Origin of the sequence: Enterococcus sp. DIV0170 (assembly GCF_051710765.1) — a bacterium.
In the GTDB taxonomy this organism is placed as follows: domain Bacteria; phylum Bacillota; class Bacilli; order Lactobacillales; family Enterococcaceae; genus Enterococcus_A; species Enterococcus_A raffinosus.
Genome location: NZ_JBIOLG010000002.1, coordinates 657,088 through 681,849, shown reverse-complemented (window position 1 = coordinate 681,849; position 24,762 = coordinate 657,088). Strand labels below are relative to the sequence as shown.

Here is a 24,762-nt window from a genome sequence, read left to right as displayed (position 1 = left end):
AATCCCATGAGTAAGAAATATGAAGGTTTGGCTCATGACATCATTGAAAAGTTGGGTGGCAAAAAGAATATTACGGAAGGCTATCACTGTCAAACACGTCTTCGTTTTAAAGTTTTCGATGAATCGAAAATTGATATCAAGGGTTTAGAAAGTTTGGATGGTGTGACAAAATATATTTTTAACGCAGGTGTGCATCAGATAGTGATCGGTACCCACGTGAAAGATGTTTTTGAAGAAATCGAGAAAATCATTGATCTTGATCCGACAAAAGAAGTACAAGTAGAAAAAAAAGGTTCGCTAACGGCGATTATTGAATTTGTAGCCGGCACGTTCCAGCCAGTTATTCCAGCATTGTCAGGAGCCGGGATGGTCAAGGCTGTACTGGCCTTGCTGATCGTTTTCCAAGTCATCTCACCGGAATCGCAAACCTACTATTTATTGAACATGTTTGCCGATGGCGTTTTCTTCTTTCTACCGATCATCTTGGCATTCACAGAAGCACAAAAGCTGCGTTGTAATCCGATATTAGCTGCCTCAGTTGCAGCAATGATGATGCATCCTAACTGGGGAGCGTTAGTGACCGCAGGAGATCCAGTCAAATTCTTTGAAATTATTCCATTTACACTTGCTACGTATACTGGCTCTGTTATTCCGATTCTCTTAGTCATTTTTGTGCAATCCTATGTCGAAAAATTCTTAAATCGCGTAATACCCAAATCAGTTGAACTTGTATTTGTACCAATGTTGACCTTTTTAGTGATGGGTACACTGGCTTTTTCTGTGCTAGGACCTATAGGTAGTATCATCGGAGGGTACTTGGCGACATTCTTTACTTTCTTAAGTATCAATGCCAGTTGGGTACCAGCAGTTTTAATTGGTGGATTCTTACCAATTATGGTTATGTTTGGTCTTCATAACGGTGTGGCTCCGCTGGGTGTCATGCAGATGGCTGAACTTGGGTATGACAGTATTTTTGGGCCAGGGTGTGTGTGCTCAAATATCGCGCAAGCAACCGCAGCGGCAGTGGTCGCTTTTAGAACAAAAGATAAAAAATTACGTCAATTAGCAACCTCTGGCTCGATCACTGCCTATATGGGAATTACGGAACCAGTGTTATATGGTGTGAATCTGCCGAAAAAATATCCTTTGATTTCAGCTATGATCGGTGGAGGATTAGGTGGATTGTATGCTGGTTTGACTAATACTCATCGTTTTGCGACTGGTTCATCAGGGATTCCTGCCATCTTGCTCTATATCGGTGATGATACGATGCGCTTCTTCTGGAATATCGTGATTGCCTTAATTATTTCTGCTGTATCAACAGCTGTCCTGACCTATGTCTTAAGCTTTAAATTTGAAAAAGAAGCGAACATTCCAGAAATGAAAGAAGTCATTTTGGAAGACACGCTGATGATTAGTCCGATCAGAGGACAAATTATTCCGCTGAGTGCTGTTCATGATGAGGCATTTGCTTCTGAAGCGTTGGGAAAAGGGTTTGCGATTGCTCCAGCAGAAGGAAAGGTCGTAGCTCCCTTTGATGGCAAAATAGCTGCAATTTTCCCGACAAAGCATGCGATCGGTTTGGTTTCAGAGACAGGAGTAGAAATTTTGATTCACGTGGGATTAAATACAGTGGAATTGAACGGAAAATATTTTGAAGCGCTGGTTGAGGCGGATGAAATAGTCAAAAAAGGCCAGCCAATCTTAACCTTTGATTTAGAAAAAATTCAAGCGGCAGGATATGATACGCAAGTGCCGATTGTTGTGACCAATACACCGCAATATTCGTCGATCGAAACGATTGGCAGCGGACAAACGGATTGTGATGAAGCTATTTTAGCTGTCAGAGTGTAGCGATTTTGAACGGAAAATATGGAATTGAAAAGGAGAATGGAGATGGCTTTAGCTAAAAACTTTTTATGGGGTGGAGCAACTGCGGCGAATCAAACGGAGGGCGGTGTGTTAGAAGGCGGCAGAAAATTAGCCAATATCGATGTTCTGCCCTATGGAAAGGATCGAAAAAGAGTCGCTGCCGGGGAGTTAGAAATGCTCGAGTGGCAAGAGGGGTATTATTATCCTGCGAAAGAAGCGATTGATATGTACCATCACTATATGGAAGATATCAAGCTTTTTGCTGAGATGGGGTTCAAGGTTTATCGGATGTCGCTTTCCTGGTCTCGGATTTTTCCAAATGGTGATGATCAAGAGCCGAATGAAGCGGGTCTAAAATTTTACGAAGCTATTTTCAACGAATTAAGGAAGCATGATATTGAACCTTTAGTTACCATCACTCACTTTGATATCCCGATTCATTTGGTTAAAGAATACGGTGGCTGGAGAAGCCGCAAGCTGATCGAATTTTATACACGTTACGCGAAAACAGTGTTAACGCGCTATAAAGGACTGGTCCATTATTGGCTGACAATCAATGAAATCAATATTTTGCTTCATCAACCCTTCGTAGGTGGTGGCATCGTTTTTAAAGAAGGCGAAAATAAAGAAGAAATTAAATACCAAGCGGCTCATCACCAATTGGTCGCCAGTGCATTAACAACCAAGATCGCCCATGAAATCGATCCTGAAAACAAAGTTGGCTGTATGTTGGCTGGCGGAAGCCACTACCCGTATACTTGTCGACCAGAAGATTATCAAGAAGCGATTAAGCGTGATCGAGAAGGCTATTTTTTTATTGACATCCAAGCGAGAGGAAACTATCCAAATTATGCACTAAAGAAGTTTGAACGAGAAGGGCTAACGATTCAGATGGAGCTGGAGGACAAGGAAATATTGGCGGCATCACCAGTGGATTTTGTGAGCTTTTCTTACTATTGTTCAAGAACCGTTAGCGCGCATTCTGAAGACTATCAGCAGGCTACCGGAAATCTATTTGCTTCGATCAAAAATGATAACTTGCCTTCAACCGAATGGGGGTGGCAGATCGATCCGCTGGGCTTGAGAAATTCCTTGAATCAGCTGTATGACCGCTATCAAAAACCACTATTTATTGTCGAAAACGGTCTAGGCGCTGTAGATATTCCCGATGAAAATGGATATGTCGCTGATGATTACCGCATTGATTATTTAGAAAAGCATGTCAAAGCCTTTATGGATGCCGTCGAAATTGATGGGGTAGAACTTCTTGGCTATACCACGTGGGGGTGTATTGACCTGATCGCGGCGAGTACCGGACAAATGAGTAAACGCTATGGCTTTGTCTATGTCGATCGAGATGATCAAGGCAATGGGACCTTAAAGCGAACAAAGAAAAAATCCTTTGATTGGTATAAGCAAGTCATCGCATCAAACGGGGAAAGCGTGAAGAAGCAATTGACTGCAAGTCTTCATTAGAAAACAATGGACTAGAAAATATAAGTGTAAGTGTTCCTTGTTTGCCAAAAGTAATTTGAAAAGCAGTCTCAAAAATAGTACGCTATTTAGTAATATAAGTTTCGTAAAATAGATTTTTGAGAATGTGAGGGCAACGATGGGGAAGGTAATTTTTTTAGATATTGATGGGACTTTATGTAATGATGCTGGGATTGTACCAGAGAGTGCGAAGATCGCGATTAAAAAATCCTATGAAAAAGGACATCGCTTTTATTTATGTACAGGACGCTCTAAGGCGGAGCTTTCTGACGAAGTGCTTGCTCTGCCGATTAGCGGGATCATTGGTGCTGGAGGCGGGTATTGTGAAGTCGACGGAGAAGTGATTCTTCATCAGGTCTTTGATCCAATTGAATTGAAAAAGCTGATCAGCTTCCTAGAGGGACACCGAATAGAGTATTATCTTGAGTCAAATCAAGGATTATTTGCGAGTGCCAATTTAAGAAGTCGTCTGATCCAAATTAGTTTAGGCGATAGCGAAGAAGACTCTGAAGAAGGTCAGAAAAAAATAGAATCCATCAAGTGGTTTTTGGATCTTTTGATTGAGGATCCAAGTTTGATTGATTACGAAGACGTAAATAAGCTTTCATTTGTGAATCATTCGATTCCCTATGAGCTGATCGCGGCGGAGTATGATGGCGACTTCCACATGTTAAGAAGCACTGTTCCTGTCTTTGGACCTGACAGCGGTGAGATAGGCTTGAAGGGAATCAATAAGAAGACGGCGATTGAACGAGTATTGAAGCATATCAAACGAGAGAAGAAGGATACGATAGCCTTTGGTGATGGCAATAATGATCTAGCGATGTTTGAAGCAGTAGAAATAGGGATTGCCATGGGAAATGCGAAGGAAGAATTAAAGGCGGCTGCTAATGAGGTTACCTTGACCCATGATGAGGGCGGAATTGCTTACGTGCTAGATAAATTAGATTAGTTAACTAGTTAAAGTGAAAAGCGATAGAAGGCTGGCGGATGATTCATCTAACGGCCTTTTGTTCATTGACAGTTATTTTCTAACGAATCTGCTATAGTAAAAGAAAAAAAGAGGCATAGTATGGAAATTAGACTTTTACGTTATTTTTGGGCAGTTGCACAGGAAGGAAATGTGTCACGTGCAGCTCGACTGTTGAATATTACGCAACCGACGCTAAGCCGTCAAATTAAAGAGCTTGAGGAAACTATTGGGGCACCCTTGTTTCACCGTGAGAAAAATCGATTAAGTTTAACTAAAGATGGCTATTTTTTGAAAGAACGTGCGGAGGAAATTTTGACTTTGGATGAAAAGCTAGAGCAAGCTTTTTCTGCGAAACGGAAGGAACAATTAACTGGTGTAATCACGATTGGCTGTGTTGAGGCAGATAATTCAGATACCGTTGCGATGCTGTTGGAGGAATTGATCAGTGATTATCCCCAAATAAAGTTCAACTTAGTGACGGGCACAAGCGATGATATTTCCGATCGTCTCGAAAAAGGAATCTTGGATCTGGCAGTTTTGCTGGAGCCAGTTAGCTTGAACGAGGTTGAAACATTGGTTTTACCAAGAGAAGAAAAGTGGGGCTTGCTAGTCTCTAAGGAATTATTTATCGCTGATAAAGAAGTGTTGCGACCAGAAGATATTAAGGGGCTTCCAATCCTTTGTTCAGGTCGTTCTGAAGTGCAAAAACTATTCTCTAATTGGTCGGGAGAAGCACTTAAAGACTTGAATATAGTAGGAAACTTTAACTTGATCTTTAATGTTCTGCCATTAGTGGATCATAAGGTCGGTGCAGCATTGACGATTGAAGGAGCTATTGCGGATCGTAAGTTAGAAGAGGCCAAATTTATCCCATTAGAACCTGCTGTTAAGACTCATTGTGTTCTAGTTTGGAAAAAGCGTTTACAGACACCTGCTGTGCAGGAATTGATCAATCGATTTAACCATGCCTTTAAGCTATAGTGCTATGATTACATAGGTATTAGACATAGACAGAAAAGCGTCGTATTCTGAGATTGTTCAGGATATGACGCTTTTAATTTTGAAGACACATTCGAAAAATGAAACGAGGAGGGAGTATTATGGCTGCAATCGTTCTATTTTTCTCCAGAGCTGGGGAAAATTATATTAATGGCAAGAAGCAAATGATTTCAATTGGCAATACAGCAGTATTAGCAGAAAAGATTAGTTGCGAGCTGGATATTCCGACGTATCCATTAGCTCCAACGATTCCTTATTCAGAGGATTATGACGAAGCGGTGCAAAAGGCAGGAACCGAAAAAGACACTTTAGAGCGCGTAGAATATGAAAAACTACCGATTGATTTTGAGCAAGTGGATACGATTTTTCTTGGATTTCCGAACTGGTGGGGAACCTATCCCCGAGTGGTTGCAACTTTTTTAGCGGATCATGATTGGGAGAATAAGGTGATCTATCCTTTCTGCACCCATGAGGGTAGTGCATTCGGTTCGAGTATTCAAGATTTACGAAGAACTTGTCCGCAAGCGGAAATCAAAACCGGTTTGGCAGTTCGTGGTTCTAAAGTTTCGTGTGCGGATACCGCGGTGAGGAATTGGCTGCTGGCTTATCAAGCTTAAAACAATTTTAGGAGGAAATTATAATGGCAAAACATGAAGAAGTAAAAAATGGTGTGATTTTTCCAATTGGTGAAAAAAATGATGCCTACGCACACTATTTTATTGGTCAAAGTTATTTACAGTCTTTAGTTGCTGATCCAGTGATTAATGTTGGCGTTGCGAATGTCACTTTTGAACCTGGCTGTCGCAATAACTGGCATATCCACCGAGATGGGTATCAATTATTGTTAGTAACGGGTGGTGAAGGCTGGTATCAAGAAGAGGGAAAAGCAGCTCAGCGATTAAAAGCAGGTGATGTAATCATCACTTATGACGGTGTTAAGCATTGGCACGGCGCGACAAAAGATAGTTGGTTTGAGCATGTCGCCATCACAGCGGGAACGCCTGAATGGTTAGAACCTGTAACAGACGAATGGTACAATCAATTAGAAAAATAGGAGGGGTACATTATGAAAAAACAAACAGCAGGCAGAGAGCAATTAGGCGAATTTGCTCCGCAATTTGCGGCATTAAATGACGATGTTTTATTTGGAGAGGTCTGGGCGAAAGAAGAAGAGTTATCTCCTCATGATCGTAGTATGATTACCTGCTCCGCACTTTTAGCAATGGGCGCACCGCAATTGGAAGCTCATTTGAAAATTGCCAAAGAAAATGGCGTAACGAAGGAAGAAATCAGTGCTTTAATCACCCATTTAGCATTTTATGCCGGTTGGCCCAAAGCGTGGAGTGCCTTTTCTATGGCGAAGGAAATTTTTGAATAAGAGAAGAGGAATAATCTTTATAATGATTGCTGATTCTCTGGAATATAAAAACGTCTGCTCCTAAAACAATTTATCAGGAGCAGACGTTTTTTACACAAAAATTTGGTTTATTTTTTTCGAAATTGTTGAAAGAGAAAGACAAAGATAAAGAAAAACAGCGCTTCCCAAAGTGTCGTTGTCCAGCTGTATCTTGGACTAATACCAAAAAATAAGTTCCCAATGTTAGAAATAATTAGATAAATAAGGGTAACTAAAAATGAGTTTAGTAATCTACGCATCATAAAGACCACACTCCATCCTTACTTAGCAGTATAAAATAGCTCGTTCTTTTCGTCCAATCATACCTTGGTAACCATTGCTATTTTTTCTTCTCTGCCTTATCAAAGACGCCTGTCACGCCAATAGCGATCCCAATACAAAGCCCTAAGGCTAAATTATCAAATAGTAGACCAAACACTAATCCCAACGCAATCCCAATGCCTAGTGAATGATTATTTTTCATTCTTTCCCCGCTTTCTTTCAGCTGTGAACCTTGAGAAGTATGCTGAATATCAGTTACTATAATCATTTTAAAGGAAAACAACTCAAAAGAGTAGCGAATCTCTTGGAAATGATTCGAACAAAGTGAATGAATCCGTCGATTGCTTTTAATTTTTCCGCTTTATTTATAAGGTATAATGAGCAAAGAAAATAAATAATCAAGGAAACTTCCGCTTTATTGTGGAAGTTTTTTTACTATTTTTAAGAAAAAAATGAGTGCAACTCATCACTTTGAACAAGCTTAAAATAATGAATGCCGATATTGATAATCTAGTTGGTTACGAGGGCATTCTTTTTCTTATTTATCAATTTTTCAACAGCATTCATAAGCAATGCTTAAACACTATAAAATAACAGTTTTAAAATTCTAAATGCAGAGTGAAATCAACATAAAAATTTGTCTGCGCTTACATTTTTGCCAAAAAAGATTGCAAGAATCTCTACTTATCAAGAAAAATAAAGGGTTATATACTCACCTTAGACGAGAGGAAGATAGAAATGAAAGACCGAACAGCAAAAATATTGCGGATTTTTATAACTTCTGATTATCCTGTAACGCTTGAACAGCTGGAAGAAGAATTTCATACTAGCTCGCGAACCATTCGAAATGAACTACGTGAAATTAACCTTCTACTGAGAACAAATCAACTACCTGAAGTGAAAAATCTCAGAAAAAAAGGGTATCACTTACTTTTGGATAAGGATCAAAAGCAACGACTGCTTGATCAGATGGATTCGGCAGAGGAAGAACACTACCTGGACCGTGAAAGCCGGATTTTTGATTTGATTCTTTCGTTTTCACTAGGTAAAAATGCGACCTTTCTTTATCAAAAGGAAGAAGCCTATCAAATTTCGAAAAGCTCATTGGATGAAGACATGCGACGCGTCAGAAATATACTGAAAGAATATGGGATCGAAGTTTTGAGCGTACCGAAACAAGGAATTTTGCTTCAAGGAGCGGAACGATCGATCCGAACAATGATCTACGATGTCATTAATACGTCTGTAGGAGTAATTTCGCCACAAGGTGAGCAGGAGGCATCGGTTAATTTAACGATTCTTCATCACTATATTTCTCCGCAGCTATTAAAAAAATTAGAACAGCTCTACGTAGATTCTGTGGACAAGATGGAAGATGCGATCTATCGCAATCAATTGCTGGTTTTTACAGCTGTCTGGCTGAGTCGATATATGCGGGAGGATTTAATCGCTAGTTCCGCTTGGGAAGCAGCCGATACTCCTCAAAGTGATATTCGTGATTTTGTCACAGCAATTTGCGACGCCTTTCAGCTTTCGCCTCCAGAGGTGGAAATCAAATACATCGTGTTTATGCTGAATACGTTCAATTCGCGTGATATGAACAACTCCATTGAATGGGTTCAAGCGCAGCTGCTTTCCATTCAGTTGATGCAATTTGTCGAAGAGAAAACGAAGATTCCTTTTTCCAGAAAAGAAGAAATGTTGCAGGAAGGGCTATATAAGCATTTGGTCGGCTTGATCAATCGCGTAAAAAGCGACATTCAAATCGTCAACCCGCTAAAGGAAAACGTCAAGAAAAATTACGGCAATATCTATTCTGCCATTCGTCACTTCACACCTTCGATCGAACAGGTTACAGGGAAACAGATTACGGAAGATGAGATTGCTTTTCTTACGATTCACTTTTCCACTTCTGTCAGCGCGATTAATCAGGATTTGCACTACATTTACAAAGCCGTCGTCATTTGCAATCACGGAGTTGCCACAGGGAAGCTGTTGTCAGAAAATCTGAAGGAGCTTTTCAATATAGAAGTTTTAGCGGTGTTGAGCTCGCGAGAATTAGATTTGATTGAAAAGCTTGATGTGGATTTGATTTTCAGTACAGTCGCTATTCACTATTCAAAAAAGCCAGTTCTGGAATTGGAGCCGATCATCAAGGAAGAGAGTAAAAAGAGGATTACTAGCTTTTTAAATACGAATCAAAAGCTCAAACGATTAGTAAATCATCAAGATTCAACACAATTATTTTATGCACTGATTGAAACTATTGAGAAAAGTGGTGGAGAGGTATCCGGTAATATTTACAAGGAACTGGAAACGCTTTTCGATCAAAATCATTTAACGATAAACAAAAAGGAGATTCAGCCGATGTTAGAAGATGTATTGAAGGACAGCAATATTTTATTGAATGAGCAGGTAACGACTTGGGAGGATTCCATTCGCAGAGTTTCCGAACCCTTGATTAAAGAGAAGATAATCGAGCCCAGGTATGTGACTGCGATGATTGACTCAGTAAAAGAATATGGTCCTTACATTGTGATTGGCAAATACATTGCGTTGGCTCATGCTCGTCCTGAAGATGGCGTCAATTCTTTAGGGATTAGTGTCGCGACAATCAAGGACCCTATTGCTTTTGGGAATGAGGAAAATGACCCAGTCAAAATTATTTTTTGTCTGGCAGCGGTTGATTCTTACTCACATTTAAACATTATGAAGAGTCTGATTGAGCTAATCAATGATGAAGAAAAAGTCGATCGACTGAGCGGAGAAACAGATATTGAACGGTTCAAAGAAATTTTATTTAGTTAAGGAATTATGCATAGTTCGATAAATATAATCAGAATGGAGAGAAAGAAAGATGGGAAGACAAGTATCAATTTTATTCGTATGTGGCGCAGGATTAGGGAGTAGTTTCGCTGCTCAAATGGCCGCAGAGGATGTTCTAAATGCACATGGGGTGGACGCAAAACTAGATCATGTCGATATTTCAACAGCGGCCTCCTCACAAACTGACATTATTATCACAGCACAAAATTTTCGATCACAGTTTGAAAAATTTTCGATTGATGAAGAGAAAACAGCCATTGTCTATTTAAAAAATATCGTCTCAAAACCGGAAATCGAAGAAAAGCTTCTACCAATTTTAGAAACAAAAGGAGCACTGTAAAATTTAAAGATAGCCGTTTTCCAGTTCCACACTTACCAGTTAATTAAGCGAACGAACTCAAAATAAACCTGAGCGAATTTAGTAAAAGGGACTAGTGGAATGGTATACGGCATGAAAATCAGATTCATTTTTCGATTTTTGAAAAATGAATACATTACTATGAATAAGGATGCCAGTTCCACACTTACCAGTTGATTAAGTGAACCCACTCAAAATAAAGCTGAGCGAATTTAGTAAAAGGGACTAGTGGAATGGTATACGGCATGAAAATCAGATTCATTTTTCGATTTTTGAAAAATGATTACATTACTATGAATAAGGAGCGAAACAAATGGGAGTAGTTAATTTTATCATCGAGAATATCTTAACGCAGGCATCGATCACGATTGCTTTAATCGCGATGCTGGGGTTGTGTTTGCAGAAAAAATCAGCTGGACAAGTAGTATCTGGGACATTGAAAACTTTGCTTGGTTTCCAGGTTTTGAGTGCTGGTTCCAGCATTATTGTTGGCAGCTTGACCTATTTTGGTGAAATCTTCACCGCAGGGTTCCACATGCAAGGAATTATTCCTTCGATCGAGGCGATCAACGGACAGGCGATGAATGAACTGGGGTTAGGACGTGATATCGCACTAACGTTTCTAGGTATTTTTATTGTTAATATTTTGATTGCCCGCTTTACAAAATGGAAATACATTTTCTTAACTGGTCAAGCAATTTTATGGATGGCGACAATGACAACTGTTTTTGGTTACTTTGCTGGCCTAAGAGGTTTAGTGCTGATCGTAATCGGAAGTATCGTTGGGGCAATTTTCGCGGTAGCTATGCCGGCGATTGCACAGCCGATCATTCAAAAGATTACAGGGTCGAATGATATTGCGCTGGGGCATTTCTGTACAATCGGTTACATGTTTGAAGCGGGGGTAGCCTATATTTTCGGTGAACGCGGCGAGAATAAAAAATCAATTGAAGACATCAATTTGCCAAAATCCTTTGAGTTCCTGCAGGACACGTATTTATCCGTAATGGTAGTAATGGTGCCATTATATATTATTACTGCTGCATTCGCAGGTGCCGGCGTAGGTGATCATGGATCACAGCACTATCTGATGTTTGCCTTCTTACAAGCCATTCAATTTGTGGTGGGTGTGTATGTCTTGCTTTCAGGGGTACGTTTGTTGTTAGGGGAAATCGTTCCAGCCTTCCGCGGAATCGCGATGAAGCTGGTTCCAAATGCGATTCCTGCATTAGATTGTCCAGTATTTTTCCCATATTCACCAAATGCAGTAATCTTAGGCTTCATTACAACTACGATTGGTACGATCATTGCCATGTTTGTCTTGCCAACGTTTGGTTTAGCCATGATTTTACCAGGAATGCTGACGAACTTCTTTGCCGGAGGTACAGCGGGGATTTTCGGAAATGCGACTGGTGGACGTCGCGGCGCAATCATCGGTGGGATCGCCCACGGCTTCTTCATTACCTTACTACCAGCGCTTTTGGTAACGATCTTTAATCAAATGGGCTTTGTCAACGCGACTGCAACCGATGTGGATACTGTAGCTGCCGCATTACTTTATGCGTGGATTCTTAGTCCGATTTTGAAAATGTTCTAATTAGGAGGTTTTACAATGTTTGGTTTTTTTAAGAAAAAGAGCAAACCGGAAAAGACAGAGGAGAAAGTTGAACTTTCCACAGAAGAGAAAGATCGCTTAAACGAGGATAACCAGCAATTATTATCTAAAATCTCTGCTACGTCAGACGATCAAACCGAGTTGGCGCGTTTACATGAACAACTGGGGCTGAACTATGCCAAGCTGGAACAAACGGATAACGCCATCGAAAGTTTAGAAAAAAGTTTAGAAGAAAAACTGACGATTGGTGACGGCTACAAAAAATTAATGAGTCTTTATAACGGAAAACGAGCAGAAGCTGCTCGCAACGGGGATGATGCGGGTATCGAGAAGTACATGAGCAAAATGGACGAGATGCGTCAAATCGCAAAAAAAGTAACGATCAGCGGGTAACTAATTAAGGGAAAAGAAGGTATTGGATAAATGTATAAAACATTAAAAGAGGTAACACAAATAGCAGAAGAGTTGAACATGACGATTGGGGCTTTTAACACCCATAATTTAGAAATGCTGCCGGAAATGATTCGAGCGGCTAAAGAAAAGGGCGCACCGATCATCATTCAAACCAGTATTGATACAGCGAAATACATTGGGTATGACCTGATGGTGGCAGTAGTGAAAGAAATAGCTAATACAGAAATGGTAGATGTTGCATTACATTTAGACCATGCCAGAGATTTTAATGAGATCAAAGCGGCAATCGATTCTGGCTATTCAAGTGTCATGTATGATGGTTCACATCTGCCGTTCAAGGAAAATATTGCTAAAACAAAAGCAGTGGTTGAGTATGCGCATGCGAAGGGTGTTTCTGTTGAAGGAGAACTAGGGACTATCGGCGGAACAGAAGAAGGAATCTCAGTAGCTGAAGATGACAAAGTCTATACAAGGCCTGAGGATGCGGTAGAATTTGTCAAGCAAACGGATATTGATGCGTTAGCAATTGCGATTGGAACCAATCATGGACAATTCAAATCTAAAACCGAAGTCAATATTCCATTGTTAAAAGAGATTCATGCAGTCGTTGATGTGCCCTTGGTCATCCATGGCGGGACTGGTGTAAAAGAAGAAGATTATCCAGAATTGATCAATAATGGGATTCGTAAATTCAACGTTGGGACGGAATTACTCGTTAATTGGACGAAGGTCGCGAAAGAATCATTCGGAGAAACCGAAGTGAATAAATCCCTACGTCACAATGTGATTCCAGCCAATTTGGCGGTGAAAGAAATCGTCAAGCATAAAATCGGTCTGTTTATGAATGTGGACAGTCCACTGGCGATGCAAAAATAAAATGAAGAAGTACTTGATTTTGATTGCTGGCAGTCCCGCTACTGGAAAATCCTATTTGATCAATGAAATGCGGCGTGTTTTAGGTGATTTTTTCTTGATCACGCCGGATGAGGGAAAGGAGATCTTGGCCGATACAATTGGGTTTAATAATCTCACCGAAAAAGCTGAGCTAGAGGAACGAGTTTGGGATTTTTATTACAGCGCACTGGCACTTTACATGGGCGTTGGAAAACGTATCGTGATCTCCGAATATCCTTTCAGCGATAAGCAAAAAGACAAATTGAGCGCTTTGTCTGAACGATACGAATATGAGCCCATCACCATTCGCTTAGTCGCAGATTTTGACACACTTTGGGCTCGCAGAAAAGTTCGGGATGTTGAGCCGGATCGTCATTTGAGCCATATTATGAGTCATTATCATTTTGGCGATGAGTTAATTGATCGAAGCCAAGCAGATAATTTAATTACAGAAGAGGCCTTTCGCGAAATTATCGAGAAGCGCGGCTACAACCATTTTCAATTAGGCAGTTTAGTGGAGTTTGATGTCTCAGACTTTTCGACGGTCGATTATGAACCTTTCTTAAAAGAATTAGCTGAACGAATCGCAGAGAACCGTTGATTAGTAATAATTAACGGTTCTTTTTAACAGGCTTACTTACTTATTTAGAAAGAAGTAAAGCAGTGAATCAAATTTCGGAATTGTTTTTTTAAAGAATTTGTGTTGACAATCAATCGGTGACATCGTATGATAATTATGAAATCGATATCACAAGGCGGTGAGATATTGGCAACCATCAAAGATGTAGCGAAAAAAGCAGGTCTATCTGTTTCGACAGTTTCTAGATACTTAAACAATCACCCATATATTTCTGAAGACAAACGTAAACGAATTCAAGCCGCAATGGCCGAATTGGATTATACTCCCAGCTCGGTAGCGACGCAACTTCGCTCAAAAAAAGGAACGATGATTGGTATTTTAGTTTCACGTATCGTGAATCCCTTCTTTTCTCATTTGGTCGATTCTATTGAAAAAAGTGCTCGATCTAACGGCTATAACGTGCTAGTCATGCAAACTTATGATGATAAAAAGGCTGAGACGAATATGTTGGAGATGCTGAAACAGCAGGTGATTGCCGGCTTGATCATGTGCTCGATCGAAGGCGACCCAAAGGTTATTGAAGCGTACCAAGAATATGGGCCGATTGTTTTATGTAATGAACAAATTCCCGGTGCCGATTTGCCGCAGGTTTACACGAACCAAGAAGCGGCCAGCTTTGATGCAACGGAGTATTTGATCAGTAAAGGATATAAAAAAATCGCTTATTGTACAGGCGGCACCTTGACTCGAGGCGGGCACGGAAACTCCCGTACTGAAGGATTTGAGCGGGCAGTCAATGAGCACAAGCTGCCAATGAAAATTGATTGGATCTTTAAGCAAGTGCATACGATCGAAGATGGCAGACAAGTAGCAGATAAGCTATTATCCTTGCCAGAGGAAAATCGACCGGATGCCGTATTTACCAGCAGTGACGAAGTAGCAAGCGGTATTTTAGAGCGATACTTGGAAGTGGGCAAGCGGGTACCTGAGGACTTGGCGATTATGGGATTTGATAATCAGCCTTTCACCGGAATGTTGGCAGTACCATTGACAACAATTGAACAACCAATTGAAGCACTGGGACGAGAGTCTACCAATTGGCTGATCGCTCGTATGGAAGAAAAGGACTATCAATTGGATGTTTCTGAACTAGTATTAGACTTAATTATACGAAAATCTGCTTAAGCAGATTTTTTTGAAACCAAATATGATATCGATACCACAAAAAGGAGAGAACATTCATGGAAATGATTTTAAAGGAAAAGCAGCAACAAAATGAGGAACAGAATTTTTGGAAGGAAGAAGTCGTCTATCAGATTTATCCGAAGAGTTTTTACGACAGCAACGGGGACGGCATTGGTGATATTAAAGGGATTACCCAGAAGCTGGACTATTTAGCAGAGCTTGGTGTAACGATGCTATGGATTTGTCCAATTTTTACCTCGCCAATGGTTGATAATGGATACGATATAGCCGATTATAAAGGTATACAAGCAGAATTTGGTACGATGGAGGATTTAACGGAGTTGATCGAAGCTGCGAAGGCGAGAGGAATGAAAGTGATTCTTGATTTGGTCGTCAACCATTCTTCTGACGAACATGCGTGGTTCCAAGCTGCCTTAGCAGATCCAGAAAGTCTCTATCGTGATTATTATATTTTTAAAGCGGGTAAAAAGGGCAACCTGCCGAATAATTGGCGTTCGATTTTTGGCGGCAGTGTTTGGGAGCCAGTACCAAATGAGGACAACATGTATTATTTCCATACCTTTGATAAAAGACAGCCTGATCTGAATTGGGAAAATCCAGCCTTGAGACAAGAAATCTATGAAATGATCAATTGGTGGCTGGAGAAGGGAATTGCTGGTTTTCGCATCGATTCGATCACCTTTATCAAAAAGGATCAGGACTACGGAGACGTAGAAATTGACGGCAGTGATGGCTTAGGCAGTGTCAAAAATAAAACTAGAAATCGTCCCGGAATCGAAAAATTCTTGGCAGAATTAAACCGCGAGACCTTCCAAAAATATGAATGTGTCAGTGTCGGTGAAGCCCCCGGCGTTCCCTATGATCAATATGATCAATATATAGGTGAAGACGGCTATTTCAATATGATTTTTGACTTTCATTACGCAGATGTCGATGTGGAAAATGGTAGCGAATGGTTCCGCCGCACCAATTGGCAGCCACAGGACTTGAAAGAGTTGGTTTTTAAAAGTCAAAACGCGATCCAAAAGAGCGGATGGGGTGCCAATTTCTTAGAAAACCATGATCAACCACGATCACTATCAAAATATATCACGGATAAACGCTATCAGAACGAGATAGGAGCGAAGGCATTAGGAACAATGTTCTTTTTCTTACGAGGGACACCATTTATTTATCAAGGACAAGAAATCGGGATGAAGAACTTTCAACGGGAGTCAATCGAGGATTTCAATGATGTGTCCAGTATTGATAATTACCATCGTTCATTGCTAGAAGGATTTTCTAAGGAAGAAGCGCTGAATTTTGTTAATCAACGTTCGAGAGACAATACCCGTACGCCGTTTTCTTGGAACGCTACAGCGAATGCAGGATTTAGTAAATCAAACGAGTCATGGTTAAAATTGACGGGAGATCAAGCTGAGGTGAATGCAGCGGATCAGATTAACCGTTCAGACTCTGTTTTTTCTCACTATCAGCAAATGATCCACTTACGAAATCATTCGGAATATCGCGACACTTTGATTTATGGTCAGTTTGTTCCATTGAATACAGCCGATGCAGTGATTGCTTATGAACGAGTTGGAAAGGAAACCGTGCAAGTGTTTGTCAATCTAAGCAATCAGGAGCAGGAAATCAAGACTTCAGGCGAGGTTTTATTGAACAATTATCACGAATTGAAGGAGCAAGCTGGGATGAAGGTATTGCAGCCTTACCAAGCCGTTGTCATCAGAAAGGATGAAAATCATGACTAAAACAAACTATCAAGAGATCGCTAAAAAACTGGTTGCAGTCGTAGGAGAAGATAATATTGTCTCCGCTACGCACTGCGCGACCCGTTTACGATTGCAGGTAAAAGATCGCAAGGCCATTGATGACAGTCAGGTGGAACAAGTCGAAGAAGTCAAAGGAGTCTTTTATAATGCCGGGCAGTATCAAATCATTCTAGGAACAGGAATCGTTAATAAAGTTTATGATGCTTTGCAATCGATTTATTCATTTAATGAGGTATCGAAGGATCAAATGGCGAAGGATGATTCGTCTCCGCTGCAGCGAGCCGTTAGAAATATCGCGGATATTTTTGTTCCAATCATCCCGATTCTTGGTGCGACCGGTCTTTTCCTTGGATTGAAGGGAGTACTGTTCAATGAAACCGTTCTAAATGTGATGGGGTTAACGCCCGATAGTATTCCAGAATGGTTGAGTGCCTCTGTCACTGTTTTGACGGACACCGCGTTTGGTTTTCTAACCGCTTTTATCTGCTGGTCCGCGTTTAAAAAGATGGGCGGACTGCCAATTATTGGATTCTTGATCGGGTTGATGCTGGTTTCTCCAGCGTTGCCAAATGCATACGCAGTGGCAGGGGGAACGGCGGAACCAATTATGGCTTTTGGAATGATCCCGCTTGTCGGTTATCAAGGCTCGATTCTAACGGCGTTGATCACCGGGATGATCGGTGCGACGTTGGAGAAAAAATTACGGAAAATCATGCCGAATGCGATGGATTTAATTTTTACACCATTTTTAGTGATTCTTGTCTCCGTATTTGTCGCGTTGTTTGTCTTAGGCCCCATCGTTCATGCTTTTGAAGGTCAAGCAGTGAAAGTGATTGAACTGTTTCTGCACCTGCCGTTGGGGATTGGCGGTTTGATTATCGGTTTCTTATATCCGATTGCCGTAATGACCGGGATGCACCATATGTTCATTATGATTGAGACCTCGTTAATTGCTTCGACTGGCTTTAATCCGCTGATCACTGTTTGTGCAATGTACGGCTTTGCGAATGCGGCGGTCTGTTTGGCGATTGCTTTACGGACAAAAAGTTCTTCAGTGAAAACAGCAGGTATCTCGGCAACTATTACCCAAATGCTAGGAGTAAGCGAACCGGCCTTGTTCGGGGTAGTGATGCGTACCGGAATGAAAGCGATCTTAGTCATGTTAGGCAGTTCTGCCGTTGGCGGTATGGTTCTCTCATTATTAGGCATTCAAGCGAATAGCTATGGTTTAGCTGTTTTGCTCTCACCTTTGATGTATATTTACGAACCTTATCAAGTAATTACTTATATAGTAGTGGGAGTCGCAACCTTCATTTTGGCCTTTGTGCTGACAAATCTATTCGTCATTAAAAAAAGTGAGACGGTTGAGAAAGTGGCGAAAACTCAAGTAAGTGCTCAAAATGTTAAGGTATATTCACCGATCGAAGGCGAGATTATTCCAATCACGGAAGTCGATGACCAAGTGTTTGCCAGCAAAATGATGGGAGAGGGATTTGCAGTCTTACCGAGTAATGGAACGATCAAAGCACCTATTTCCGGGATTGTAAAAATGATCGCACCAACGAAACACGCCATTGGGATCGTGACGGATGACGGCATGGAATTATTGCTTCATCTAGGCATCGATACCGTTGAATTAAATGGCGCTCCTTTCAACTTAACTATCAAAGAGGGCGAAACTATTCAACAAGGTCAAGTAATTGGAACCATTGATTTGGAAATGATCGAGGCTAAAGGAAAAGATGCGACTGTGATGGTAATCATCACTGATTCGAAGGAAACAATTGCGGGATTGGAATACAATCAGGATTATGTGCAACCCATTTTAGGATCATAGATACCTTATCGATGTAGAAAAGAAGCCCCCGTCTGCTTATGGACAAGGGCTTCTTTTTTGAAAGCAATCTTACTCTTTGACTGCTGCCTCGTGCTGGCGAGTATATTTATCGATTTTTCGATCGATTTTTGAGAGATAGGCTTGTGTTTGGGCCAGTTGTTTTTCAACTTCTTTTTTATGCTCTGTAAAAAAATCTAATCTTTTTTTATAAGTGGGATCGCCGTTCATTGACCATACAACAAATTGCTTTATTTCACTGAGCTGCATCCCAGTATCCTTTAAGCAAGTGATAATTGAAAGAAACTCTAAATCCTCATCTTTGAAATGACGTCTACCGTTTTCATCCCGGGCAACAAAGGGAAGCAGACCTTTCTGATCATAAAATCTTAAGGTATAGGCACTGAGTCCCGTCTTTTTTGAAATCTCGCTGATTTTATACCCCATTATTTTTTCTCCTTTTGAATCGTTTTCTTTTATTTTAACAGATGATTCTTCACATTAGCGCGAACATTTTAGAATAGCGAAGACATCTGATACGGTCAATTTTTTAACGATACCAATCGTCCCGTCTGACCGATAATCGCATTTTTCAGCCATTTCTTTTAAATCGGCTTCTGTTGGCTCCAGTCCTAGTTCTTTTAAGGTAGTAGGCATATTGATGGCATGATAAAAGTTTTCCATCGCGTGGATGCCTTTTAGTGCAGTTTCTTCAACGCATTTACACGGAACGATTTCCATTACATTGACAGCGAATTGAACAAAGCGCTCGATCCGTTCTTTATAAACATAGCGTGCCCAATTTGGCCAGACAACTGCTAATCCTGCGCCATGAGTCACACCATACATCCCACTTAATTCGTGCTCGATTTTATGGGTTGCAAAATCACCGCCATCTGTTCCGAAACCAGTCAAGCCATTATGTGAGAGACTGCTTGCCCACATGACTTCACTTCGAGCAGTTAAATTTTTCGGATCTTTCGTTAGAATCAAAGCATTTTTCATAACTACACGCAATAAACTTTCACTGATCCGATCCGTGATCTCCATGTTCTCACCATGATTAAAATAGCGCTCCATCGTATGCATCATAATGTCTACACAACCAGCCGCGGTCTGATAATCTGATAAGGTCAGAGTCAATTTTGGATCCATGATACTAAAAAGTGGTCGACTCAAATCAGTATCACAGCTACGCTTTAAATTTCCCGTTTCGTTCGTTATCACGGACCCGTTGCTCATCTCACTGCCCGCAGCGGCAATTGTTAAGATCGTTCCAATAGGAAGACAGGCTTCGGGTTTAGCGGTGGAGCTGTAAAAGTCCCAAACATCTCGGTCATTTGCCACACCATAGCCGATTGCTTTTGCTGAATCGATTACACTACCGCCTCCAACAGCAAGAATGAAATCAACATTTTCCGCTTTAGCTAAATCAATCCCTTCATAAACGAGGGATAAGACAGGGTTGGGAACAACACCACCCAATTCTACAAATGGAATAGCATGTTTGATTAGCGAGTGTTTGATTTGGTGGATTAATCCTGAACGTAAGGCACTTTGTCCTCCGTAATGGATTAAGACTTTTTTGAAACCATAGTTAGCAATCACTTCACCAACCTGTTGTTCTGTATCTTCGCCAAAAATTACTTTGGTAGGGGCATAAAATTCCGTTTGATTCATCTGAACCACTCCTTTATTTTCCTTGTACAAATTTAGCTTAGTACTTCGACTACACTCTAAGTCAACAGGAAAACTAAAAACGATTCGAAAAAACCTTATGTTGCCCGTTAATCGGCAAACATAAGGTTTTTACAGGGTCATTAACTTGCGGCTTGTTCTTTTTTCATTTGAGTGGTGGCAAGATAATAATCGGTGTAGGTCCAGCTGTTTCGTGGATGAAATTTTCCTATCTCTTCGGTTTCAAACTGTTCGATCAGCTGAAGTTGTTTTAACAGTCTTTTCTCGTCAATTAAGGCATAGGCATAGGGATCAATGAAGGAGACAAAATAGAATCTACTTTTTAATCGATTCAAATAATGCAGTTCATTCATCAAGGGAAGACTTAATAGCAGAATATCACCAGTTAGCTCTTGATTAGCTTTTTCATCAAAAGGAACAACCGTTACTTGGACCGAAAGTTTTTCTTTTTCAGCAAGCTCTTTAAAACGATCTACTAGGGTATCGACAATTCTATTACTCTGAGTTTCTCTGATAATGGTCAGTTTTTTCATTTTTGGCATCGTTCTCTTCCTTTCTACATACAGGAGAATCACTAGAAATAGCACAAAGTTACCATAATACCTCTACTACGCTCGAAGTCAATCAAAAAGAATTGAGGGGTAAAAGAAAAGCGTCGGGCTGCTTCTTGAAATCATCATAGCAACTGATACAATGGTTTTAAATCCCTTTAAAATAAACAGAAACAGCGTTCCAAAAACAATGGAAAAATAATCAATTTTTTTGAACAACCGTTTCATTAACGTTTAGGAGGAACTAAGGATGCTTTTACAAGAAAGGTTAGAGACTCAACCCTTCACTACTAGTGAAAAGCAGGTAGTGGATTATTTGCTTGAGCAGCAACGAAATATCCAAAATAAAACAACGGCAGAAATCGCCGCAGCTACCTTTTCATCGAAATCTACGTTAGTCCGTATTGCTAAGAAGTTGAATTATAGCGGCTGGACGGCTTTAAAGGCAGACTTCCTCAATGAACTGGATTATTTAGAGAAGAGTGTTTCTTGTATCGACGCAAATTATCCCTTTACAAAAAGGGATTCACTCATGACGATCGCCAACAAAATTGCTCGTTTGGAAATAGAATCCATTGAAGATACCCTTTCACTGATTACCCATGACGATTTGCGCAGAGTTGTGGATATGATTGCTAGGTCCTCTGAAATCAATATTTTTGCAGCAAGTAATAATTTGCTAGTTGCTCAGGAATTTTCACATCAAATGAGTCGAATCAAAAAGGAAGTGAAAATCCATTCTATTCAAGGAGAAATTTTTTTTAATGCTTATTTAGCTAAACAGGATTCCTGTGGACTGATTATCACTTATTCCGGTGAAACTGGCAGTCTTAATCAGGTTGCCAAATTATTATTTGAACAGAATATTCCAGTGATTACTATTACTAGTATGGGGGAAAATACGACCGCTCGTTACGCAGATGCAATCCTTCGACTGTGTACACGTGAAAAACTATATTCTAAGATTTCTACCTATTCCACGGATGCGGCAATCAATTATTTATTAAATGTCATATATTCCTGTGTATTCGCATTAGACTATGATGCCAATGTGGCATTAAAAATTGCTTCATCGAAAAAAATTGAAAATGATCGCTTTTCTGATTCCGAGATTCTCAGGGAGTAGAACTTCGTGATTAGATAAAAAGACCGAACTGCTCAGTAAGAACAGTTCGGTCTTTTAGTGTACTTTACACGTTATTTGATGATTCTCTAAAATGGCTTTGAAATATTCCAAGTCCTCGGTATGCAATTGAGGAATATCTTGCATTTGATACGTGCGGTCCAAGGACGCATATTTTTTTTCGCCAAATTGGTGGAAGGGGAGGAGTTCGACTGTCGAGAGTCCCATTTGATTGAATAAGCTAGCGAATGCTTCCGCGTTTTCTGGACCATCGTTGTAACCAGGAATAACAGGGATTCGCACGACAAGATTCTGTTGCCGCTTCAAAGCCAAGGAAAGATTTTTTAAAATCGGCTTCAATGAAACACCAGTACCGACCTTGTGCTGCTCTTCATCATGATGTTTAATATCGAAATACAGCAAGTTTACCTGTTCAATAAACGGAAGAAATACCTCAGGCTTGGCATAGCCAGTCGTTTCACTAGCAGTGTGGATATTCTTCGCTTTTAACTGGCGCAGCAGTTCCGTAGCAAACGCTGCTTGATACAAGACCTCCCCGCCGGAAAGGGTGACTCCGCCTTCGGATTCTTCATAGAAAGCTTCATCCTTCATAACTTCAGTAATGATCTCATCCATTGTTTTGTATTCGCCCACTGTTGTATGGGTATTTTTTTGCGTATCCCACATTTGCTCAGGTTTGCCATTTTGAGATTCGGGGTTTGAGCACCAGTAACAACGCAAGGGGCATCCTTTGAAGAATACAACCGTACGAATGCCGGGACCATCATGGATACTAAATTTTTGGATATTGAAAATACATGCTTGATCAGTCATCGAAAACCCTCCTCTGAGTCCCCTTGAGTGTAGCACATAAAATTGTTAACGTAAATAATAAATGTTACGTACGAAACTAAAAATACTTAAAAAGTTGTTCGTTTACGAAAACTATGATAGTCTGATAAAAAGAATACAGGATAAATGGAGAAGAATAGATGTCTAGAGAAGAAGAGATTCTTGCGATTGTCAGCAAGAAAAAAAAAATCGAGGTCAACCAGCTTTCCGAACTATTAAATGTTTCGAAAGTAACGATTCGAAAGGATTTAGATAAATTAGAAGCTCGTGGGCTGCTTCACCGCCAGCATGGCTATGCACTACTGAATAATACGGACGATATCAACTATCGGCTGGCTCAAAACTATGATCTGAAACGCAAGATTGCACTGGAGGCCAGTAAAATCGTCCATGACGGAGAAGTGATCATGATCGAATCAGGATCGACCTGTGCGTTATTAGCAGAAGAGCTTGCCTTTAATCGAAACGATATTACGATCATTACTAACTCTTGTTTTATTGCTTCCTATGTTCGTAAGGCGGAATCGGTAAAGGTGATTTTGATTGGCGGCGAGTATCAAAAAGAATCCCAAGTCAATGTGGGGCCATTAGTTAAACAGGTGATCAATGAGTTTTACGTCGATAAATTATTTGTTGGAATTGACGGCTTTGATAAGCGCAGAGGCTTTACCGGAAGTGATATCACTCGCTGCGATACGACCCGTATGTTGGCAACAGCGGCGAACCAAACGATCGTTTTGACTGATTCTAGTAAATTTTCACAAAACGGGGTTGTTTCTGAGTTTGCCTTTAGTGAGATCAGCAAGGTCTATACAGATGGAATGATTGAAGATGAGGCACGGAAATTTTTGCAGAAAGAAAATATTGAGGTATTTACGGTATAGTCATGGAAAATCAGTCAGAGTTTAATCTGGCTGATTTTTTCTTTTAGTAAAATGCTATACTATTAGAAAACTGGTGGTGACGAATTGTGAGAAACATTCGTTATGTACAAGATTCAGATCGCGCATTTTGGTATTCATTGGATCATGCGTTACCCAGAGAACAATTTGATCAAAAGGTTCGTAACAAGATGGGGTATGTCTTGCTCGTTGAAGGAATATCTGTGGGCTTGCTGCGATACAATCTTTTCTGGGACGAGCATCCATTTTGCACGATGCTGCATGTAAAGAACGAGTATCAAAGAAAGGGCTACGGTAGAGCGTTAATGGATTTTTGGGAGAATGATATGCGAGATTCGGGTTACAAACTACTTCTGACCTCTACTCAAGTGGATGAACAGGCGCAGCATTTTTATCGTAAGCTAGGCTATCAAGAAGCAGGCAGTTTACTGATTACGGTTCCTGAATTTCAGCAGCCGATGGAAATGTTTTTTATTAAAAATATTTAGGAGGAAAACAAATGAACTATCAAGGAACACTGATCGCTGTGGAGAATATTGATAAGGCCAAAGAATTTTATCATTCTCTTTTAGGCTTGGAAGTAATGGTGGATGCGGGTGTACATGTTCAAATGACGGGCGGCTTATCCTTACAGACTGTCGATACTTGGGCGGACTTCATCAATAAGAAGGAAACGGATGTCGTGCTTGAGAACAATGCCATTGAGTTATATTTTGAAACCGACGACATGGACGATTTTGTTGCTATGTTAGAAGCGCGAGAGGATATCGTCTATCTGCATCCGTTAATAGAGCATGAATGGGGGCAAAGAGCGATCCGCTTCTATGATTTGGATAAGCACATTATTGAGGTGGCCGAGAGTATTGCGATGGTGGTCAAAGGCTTCATTGATTCTGGGCTTACGATTGAAGAGACCGCTGAGCGAACGGGTGTGGACGTTCAATACATCGAAAATATTTTGGACTAGCTTAAAAAAGAGATATTGCACGAATGTGCAATATCTCTTTTTGAATTGAAATCGTTTGAAGTTCTATTGACTGTGCGTCTATTCACATGCTATGATAATTACGAAAGAAGATTAATTTAGTTTCGAATGAAAATGGAGGGTGTAATCATGAGTA

The 24,762-nt window shown here is 40.4% G+C and carries 25 protein-coding genes; 20 read left to right on the top strand and 5 right to left on the bottom strand.

The genetic code is table 11. From position 1 onward, the window contains the following. Window positions 1–6: 6 nt before the first annotated feature. The 7 genes from IGI50_RS18900 (at window position 7) to IGI50_RS18870 (ending at window position 6,716) form a co-directional block, all read left to right on the top strand. A complete protein-coding gene (locus IGI50_RS18900; RefSeq protein WP_438778111.1) occupies window positions 7–1,854 on the top strand; it encodes a beta-glucoside-specific PTS transporter subunit IIABC in 1,848 nt (615 codons plus the stop codon). Between the two features lie 42 nt (window positions 1,855–1,896). Further along, window positions 1,897–3,348: a 6-phospho-beta-glucosidase gene (locus tag IGI50_RS18895; RefSeq protein ID WP_438778110.1), complete on the top strand. Its 1,452-nt coding sequence runs from the start codon at window positions 1,897–1,899 to the stop codon at window positions 3,346–3,348. A 136-nt stretch (window positions 3,349–3,484) separates the two neighbouring features. Then, window positions 3,485–4,318 carry an HAD family hydrolase gene (locus IGI50_RS18890; RefSeq protein WP_438778109.1) on the top strand — a complete coding sequence of 278 codons (834 nt, stop codon included), beginning with the start codon at window positions 3,485–3,487 and terminating at the stop codon, window positions 4,316–4,318. A 120-nt stretch (window positions 4,319–4,438) separates the two neighbouring features. Then, window positions 4,439–5,320: a LysR family transcriptional regulator gene (locus IGI50_RS18885; protein WP_070509950.1), complete on the top strand. Its 882-nt coding sequence runs from the start codon at window positions 4,439–4,441 to the stop codon at window positions 5,318–5,320. A 119-nt stretch (window positions 5,321–5,439) separates the two neighbouring features. Next, window positions 5,440–5,955 (top strand): flavodoxin, encoded by a 516-nt coding sequence (locus IGI50_RS18880; RefSeq protein ID WP_438778108.1) that lies wholly within the window; start codon window positions 5,440–5,442, stop codon window positions 5,953–5,955. Between the two features lie 23 nt (window positions 5,956–5,978). Next, window positions 5,979–6,392: a cupin domain-containing protein gene (locus IGI50_RS18875; protein WP_438778107.1), complete on the top strand. Its 414-nt coding sequence runs from the start codon at window positions 5,979–5,981 to the stop codon at window positions 6,390–6,392. Window positions 6,393–6,404: 12 nt separating this feature from the next. Continuing rightward, on the top strand, window positions 6,405–6,716 hold the full coding sequence (locus IGI50_RS18870) for a carboxymuconolactone decarboxylase family protein (protein WP_070509940.1): 312 nt from the start codon (window positions 6,405–6,407) through the stop codon (window positions 6,714–6,716). 358 nt (window positions 6,717–7,074) lie between these two features. On the opposite strand, the gene IGI50_RS18865 is transcribed toward IGI50_RS18870, so the two are convergent. Continuing rightward, window positions 7,075–7,218, bottom strand: coding sequence for a hypothetical protein (locus tag IGI50_RS18865; protein WP_438778106.1), 144 nt, complete (start codon window positions 7,216–7,218; stop codon window positions 7,075–7,077). 536 nt (window positions 7,219–7,754) lie between these two features. Here IGI50_RS18865 and IGI50_RS18860 point away from each other — a divergent pair. The 9 genes from IGI50_RS18860 (at window position 7,755) to IGI50_RS18820 (ending at window position 18,518) form a co-directional block, all read left to right on the top strand. After that, window positions 7,755–9,824, top strand: a complete 2,070-nt coding sequence (locus IGI50_RS18860; RefSeq protein ID WP_438778105.1) for a BglG family transcription antiterminator — start codon at window positions 7,755–7,757, stop codon at window positions 9,822–9,824. Between the two features lie 49 nt (window positions 9,825–9,873). Beyond that, entirely contained in the window at window positions 9,874–10,182 is a 309-nt protein-coding gene (locus IGI50_RS18855; RefSeq protein ID WP_010744330.1) for a PTS sugar transporter subunit IIB, read from the top strand. A 331-nt stretch (window positions 10,183–10,513) separates the two neighbouring features. Next, the gene (locus tag IGI50_RS18850; RefSeq protein WP_438778104.1) at window positions 10,514–11,797 is read left to right on the top strand and encodes a PTS sugar transporter subunit IIC; all 1,284 of its coding nucleotides are present in this window, start codon (window positions 10,514–10,516) and stop codon (window positions 11,795–11,797) included. Window positions 11,798–11,812: 15 nt separating this feature from the next. After that, window positions 11,813–12,208: a tetratricopeptide repeat protein gene (locus IGI50_RS18845; protein WP_222227241.1), complete on the top strand. Its 396-nt coding sequence runs from the start codon at window positions 11,813–11,815 to the stop codon at window positions 12,206–12,208. Window positions 12,209–12,238: 30 nt separating this feature from the next. Then, on the top strand, window positions 12,239–13,105 hold the full coding sequence (locus tag IGI50_RS18840) for a class II fructose-bisphosphate aldolase (RefSeq protein ID WP_070509927.1): 867 nt from the start codon (window positions 12,239–12,241) through the stop codon (window positions 13,103–13,105). A 1-nt stretch (window position 13,106) separates the two neighbouring features. Further along, window positions 13,107–13,724: a kinase gene (locus tag IGI50_RS18835; RefSeq protein WP_438778103.1), complete on the top strand. Its 618-nt coding sequence runs from the start codon at window positions 13,107–13,109 to the stop codon at window positions 13,722–13,724. 165 nt (window positions 13,725–13,889) lie between these two features. Beyond that, a complete protein-coding gene (locus IGI50_RS18830) occupies window positions 13,890–14,888 on the top strand; it encodes a LacI family DNA-binding transcriptional regulator (RefSeq protein WP_438778438.1) in 999 nt (332 codons plus the stop codon). A 56-nt stretch (window positions 14,889–14,944) separates the two neighbouring features. Then, the gene (locus IGI50_RS18825; RefSeq protein WP_438778102.1) at window positions 14,945–16,660 is read left to right on the top strand and encodes an alpha-glucosidase; all 1,716 of its coding nucleotides are present in this window, start codon (window positions 14,945–14,947) and stop codon (window positions 16,658–16,660) included. After that, window positions 16,653–18,518 carry a glucose PTS transporter subunit IIA gene (locus tag IGI50_RS18820; protein ID WP_438778101.1) on the top strand — a complete coding sequence of 622 codons (1,866 nt, stop codon included), beginning with the start codon at window positions 16,653–16,655 and terminating at the stop codon, window positions 18,516–18,518. Before IGI50_RS18825 ends, IGI50_RS18820 begins: the two co-directional genes overlap by 8 nt. A gap of 69 nt (window positions 18,519–18,587) precedes the next feature. On the opposite strand, the gene IGI50_RS18815 is transcribed toward IGI50_RS18820, so the two are convergent. The 3 genes from IGI50_RS18815 to IGI50_RS18805 all read right to left on the bottom strand — a co-directional run bounded on the left by IGI50_RS18815 (window position 18,588) and on the right by IGI50_RS18805 (window position 20,755). Beyond that, entirely contained in the window at window positions 18,588–18,962 is a 375-nt protein-coding gene (locus IGI50_RS18815; protein WP_438778100.1) for a MerR family transcriptional regulator, read from the bottom strand. A gap of 54 nt (window positions 18,963–19,016) precedes the next feature. Continuing rightward, the gene (locus tag IGI50_RS18810; RefSeq protein ID WP_438778099.1) at window positions 19,017–20,195 is read right to left on the bottom strand and encodes an iron-containing alcohol dehydrogenase; all 1,179 of its coding nucleotides are present in this window, start codon (window positions 20,193–20,195) and stop codon (window positions 19,017–19,019) included. Between the two features lie 140 nt (window positions 20,196–20,335). After that, window positions 20,336–20,755, bottom strand: a complete 420-nt coding sequence (locus IGI50_RS18805) for a hypothetical protein (protein ID WP_438778098.1) — start codon at window positions 20,753–20,755, stop codon at window positions 20,336–20,338. 259 nt (window positions 20,756–21,014) lie between these two features. Here IGI50_RS18805 and IGI50_RS18800 point away from each other — a divergent pair, with 259 nt between their 5' ends. Beyond that, a complete protein-coding gene (locus tag IGI50_RS18800; RefSeq protein ID WP_438778097.1) occupies window positions 21,015–21,890 on the top strand; it encodes a MurR/RpiR family transcriptional regulator in 876 nt (291 codons plus the stop codon). Between the two features lie 54 nt (window positions 21,891–21,944). Here IGI50_RS18800 and IGI50_RS18795 read toward each other — a convergent pair whose 3' ends face one another. Next, window positions 21,945–22,721, bottom strand: a complete 777-nt coding sequence (locus tag IGI50_RS18795) for a glycyl-radical enzyme activating protein (protein WP_438778096.1) — start codon at window positions 22,719–22,721, stop codon at window positions 21,945–21,947. A 158-nt stretch (window positions 22,722–22,879) separates the two neighbouring features. Here IGI50_RS18795 and IGI50_RS18790 point away from each other — a divergent pair, with 158 nt between their 5' ends. The 3 genes from IGI50_RS18790 to IGI50_RS18780 all read left to right on the top strand — a co-directional run bounded on the left by IGI50_RS18790 (window position 22,880) and on the right by IGI50_RS18780 (window position 24,608). Continuing rightward, window positions 22,880–23,623: a DeoR/GlpR family DNA-binding transcription regulator gene (locus IGI50_RS18790; RefSeq protein WP_438778095.1), complete on the top strand. Its 744-nt coding sequence runs from the start codon at window positions 22,880–22,882 to the stop codon at window positions 23,621–23,623. Window positions 23,624–23,709: 86 nt separating this feature from the next. Then, window positions 23,710–24,129, top strand: coding sequence for a GNAT family N-acetyltransferase (locus IGI50_RS18785; protein WP_438778094.1), 420 nt, complete (start codon window positions 23,710–23,712; stop codon window positions 24,127–24,129). Window positions 24,130–24,140: 11 nt separating this feature from the next. After that, window positions 24,141–24,608, top strand: coding sequence for a VOC family protein (locus IGI50_RS18780; RefSeq protein WP_438778093.1), 468 nt, complete (start codon window positions 24,141–24,143; stop codon window positions 24,606–24,608). The last annotated feature ends 154 nt before the right edge of the window (window positions 24,609–24,762 follow it).

Bases quoted from the DNA above. Each gene is read 5' to 3' on its own strand.
- IGI50_RS18900 (WP_438778111.1), top strand. From the start codon at position 7: ATGAGTAAGAAATATGAAGGTTTGGCTCATGACATCATTGAAAAGTTG.
- IGI50_RS18895 (WP_438778110.1), top strand. From the start codon at position 1,897: ATGGCTTTAGCTAAAAACTTTTTATGGGGTGGAGCAACTGCGGCGAAT.
- IGI50_RS18890 (WP_438778109.1), top strand. From the start codon at position 3,485: ATGGGGAAGGTAATTTTTTTAGATATTGATGGGACTTTATGTAATGAT.
- IGI50_RS18885 (WP_070509950.1), top strand. From the start codon at position 4,439: ATGGAAATTAGACTTTTACGTTATTTTTGGGCAGTTGCACAGGAAGGA.
- IGI50_RS18880 (WP_438778108.1), top strand. From the start codon at position 5,440: ATGGCTGCAATCGTTCTATTTTTCTCCAGAGCTGGGGAAAATTATATT.
- IGI50_RS18875 (WP_438778107.1), top strand. From the start codon at position 5,979: ATGGCAAAACATGAAGAAGTAAAAAATGGTGTGATTTTTCCAATTGGT.
- IGI50_RS18870 (WP_070509940.1), top strand. From the start codon at position 6,405: ATGAAAAAACAAACAGCAGGCAGAGAGCAATTAGGCGAATTTGCTCCG.
- IGI50_RS18865 (WP_438778106.1), bottom strand. From the start codon at position 7,218: ATGAAAAATAATCATTCACTAGGCATTGGGATTGCGTTGGGATTAGTG.
- IGI50_RS18860 (WP_438778105.1), top strand. From the start codon at position 7,755: ATGAAAGACCGAACAGCAAAAATATTGCGGATTTTTATAACTTCTGAT.
- IGI50_RS18855 (WP_010744330.1), top strand. From the start codon at position 9,874: ATGGGAAGACAAGTATCAATTTTATTCGTATGTGGCGCAGGATTAGGG.
- IGI50_RS18850 (WP_438778104.1), top strand. From the start codon at position 10,514: ATGGGAGTAGTTAATTTTATCATCGAGAATATCTTAACGCAGGCATCG.
- IGI50_RS18845 (WP_222227241.1), top strand. From the start codon at position 11,813: ATGTTTGGTTTTTTTAAGAAAAAGAGCAAACCGGAAAAGACAGAGGAG.
- IGI50_RS18840 (WP_070509927.1), top strand. From the start codon at position 12,239: ATGTATAAAACATTAAAAGAGGTAACACAAATAGCAGAAGAGTTGAAC.
- IGI50_RS18835 (WP_438778103.1), top strand. From the start codon at position 13,107: ATGAAGAAGTACTTGATTTTGATTGCTGGCAGTCCCGCTACTGGAAAA.
- IGI50_RS18825 (WP_438778102.1), top strand. From the start codon at position 14,945: ATGGAAATGATTTTAAAGGAAAAGCAGCAACAAAATGAGGAACAGAAT.
- IGI50_RS18820 (WP_438778101.1), top strand. From the start codon at position 16,653: ATGACTAAAACAAACTATCAAGAGATCGCTAAAAAACTGGTTGCAGTC.
- IGI50_RS18815 (WP_438778100.1), bottom strand. From the start codon at position 18,962: ATGGGGTATAAAATCAGCGAGATTTCAAAAAAGACGGGACTCAGTGCC.
- IGI50_RS18810 (WP_438778099.1), bottom strand. From the start codon at position 20,195: ATGAATCAAACGGAATTTTATGCCCCTACCAAAGTAATTTTTGGCGAA.
- IGI50_RS18805 (WP_438778098.1), bottom strand. From the start codon at position 20,755: ATGCCAAAAATGAAAAAACTGACCATTATCAGAGAAACTCAGAGTAAT.
- IGI50_RS18800 (WP_438778097.1), top strand. From the start codon at position 21,015: ATGCTTTTACAAGAAAGGTTAGAGACTCAACCCTTCACTACTAGTGAA.
- IGI50_RS18795 (WP_438778096.1), bottom strand. From the start codon at position 22,721: ATGACTGATCAAGCATGTATTTTCAATATCCAAAAATTTAGTATCCAT.
- IGI50_RS18790 (WP_438778095.1), top strand. From the start codon at position 22,880: ATGTCTAGAGAAGAAGAGATTCTTGCGATTGTCAGCAAGAAAAAAAAA.
- IGI50_RS18780 (WP_438778093.1), top strand. From the start codon at position 24,141: ATGAACTATCAAGGAACACTGATCGCTGTGGAGAATATTGATAAGGCC.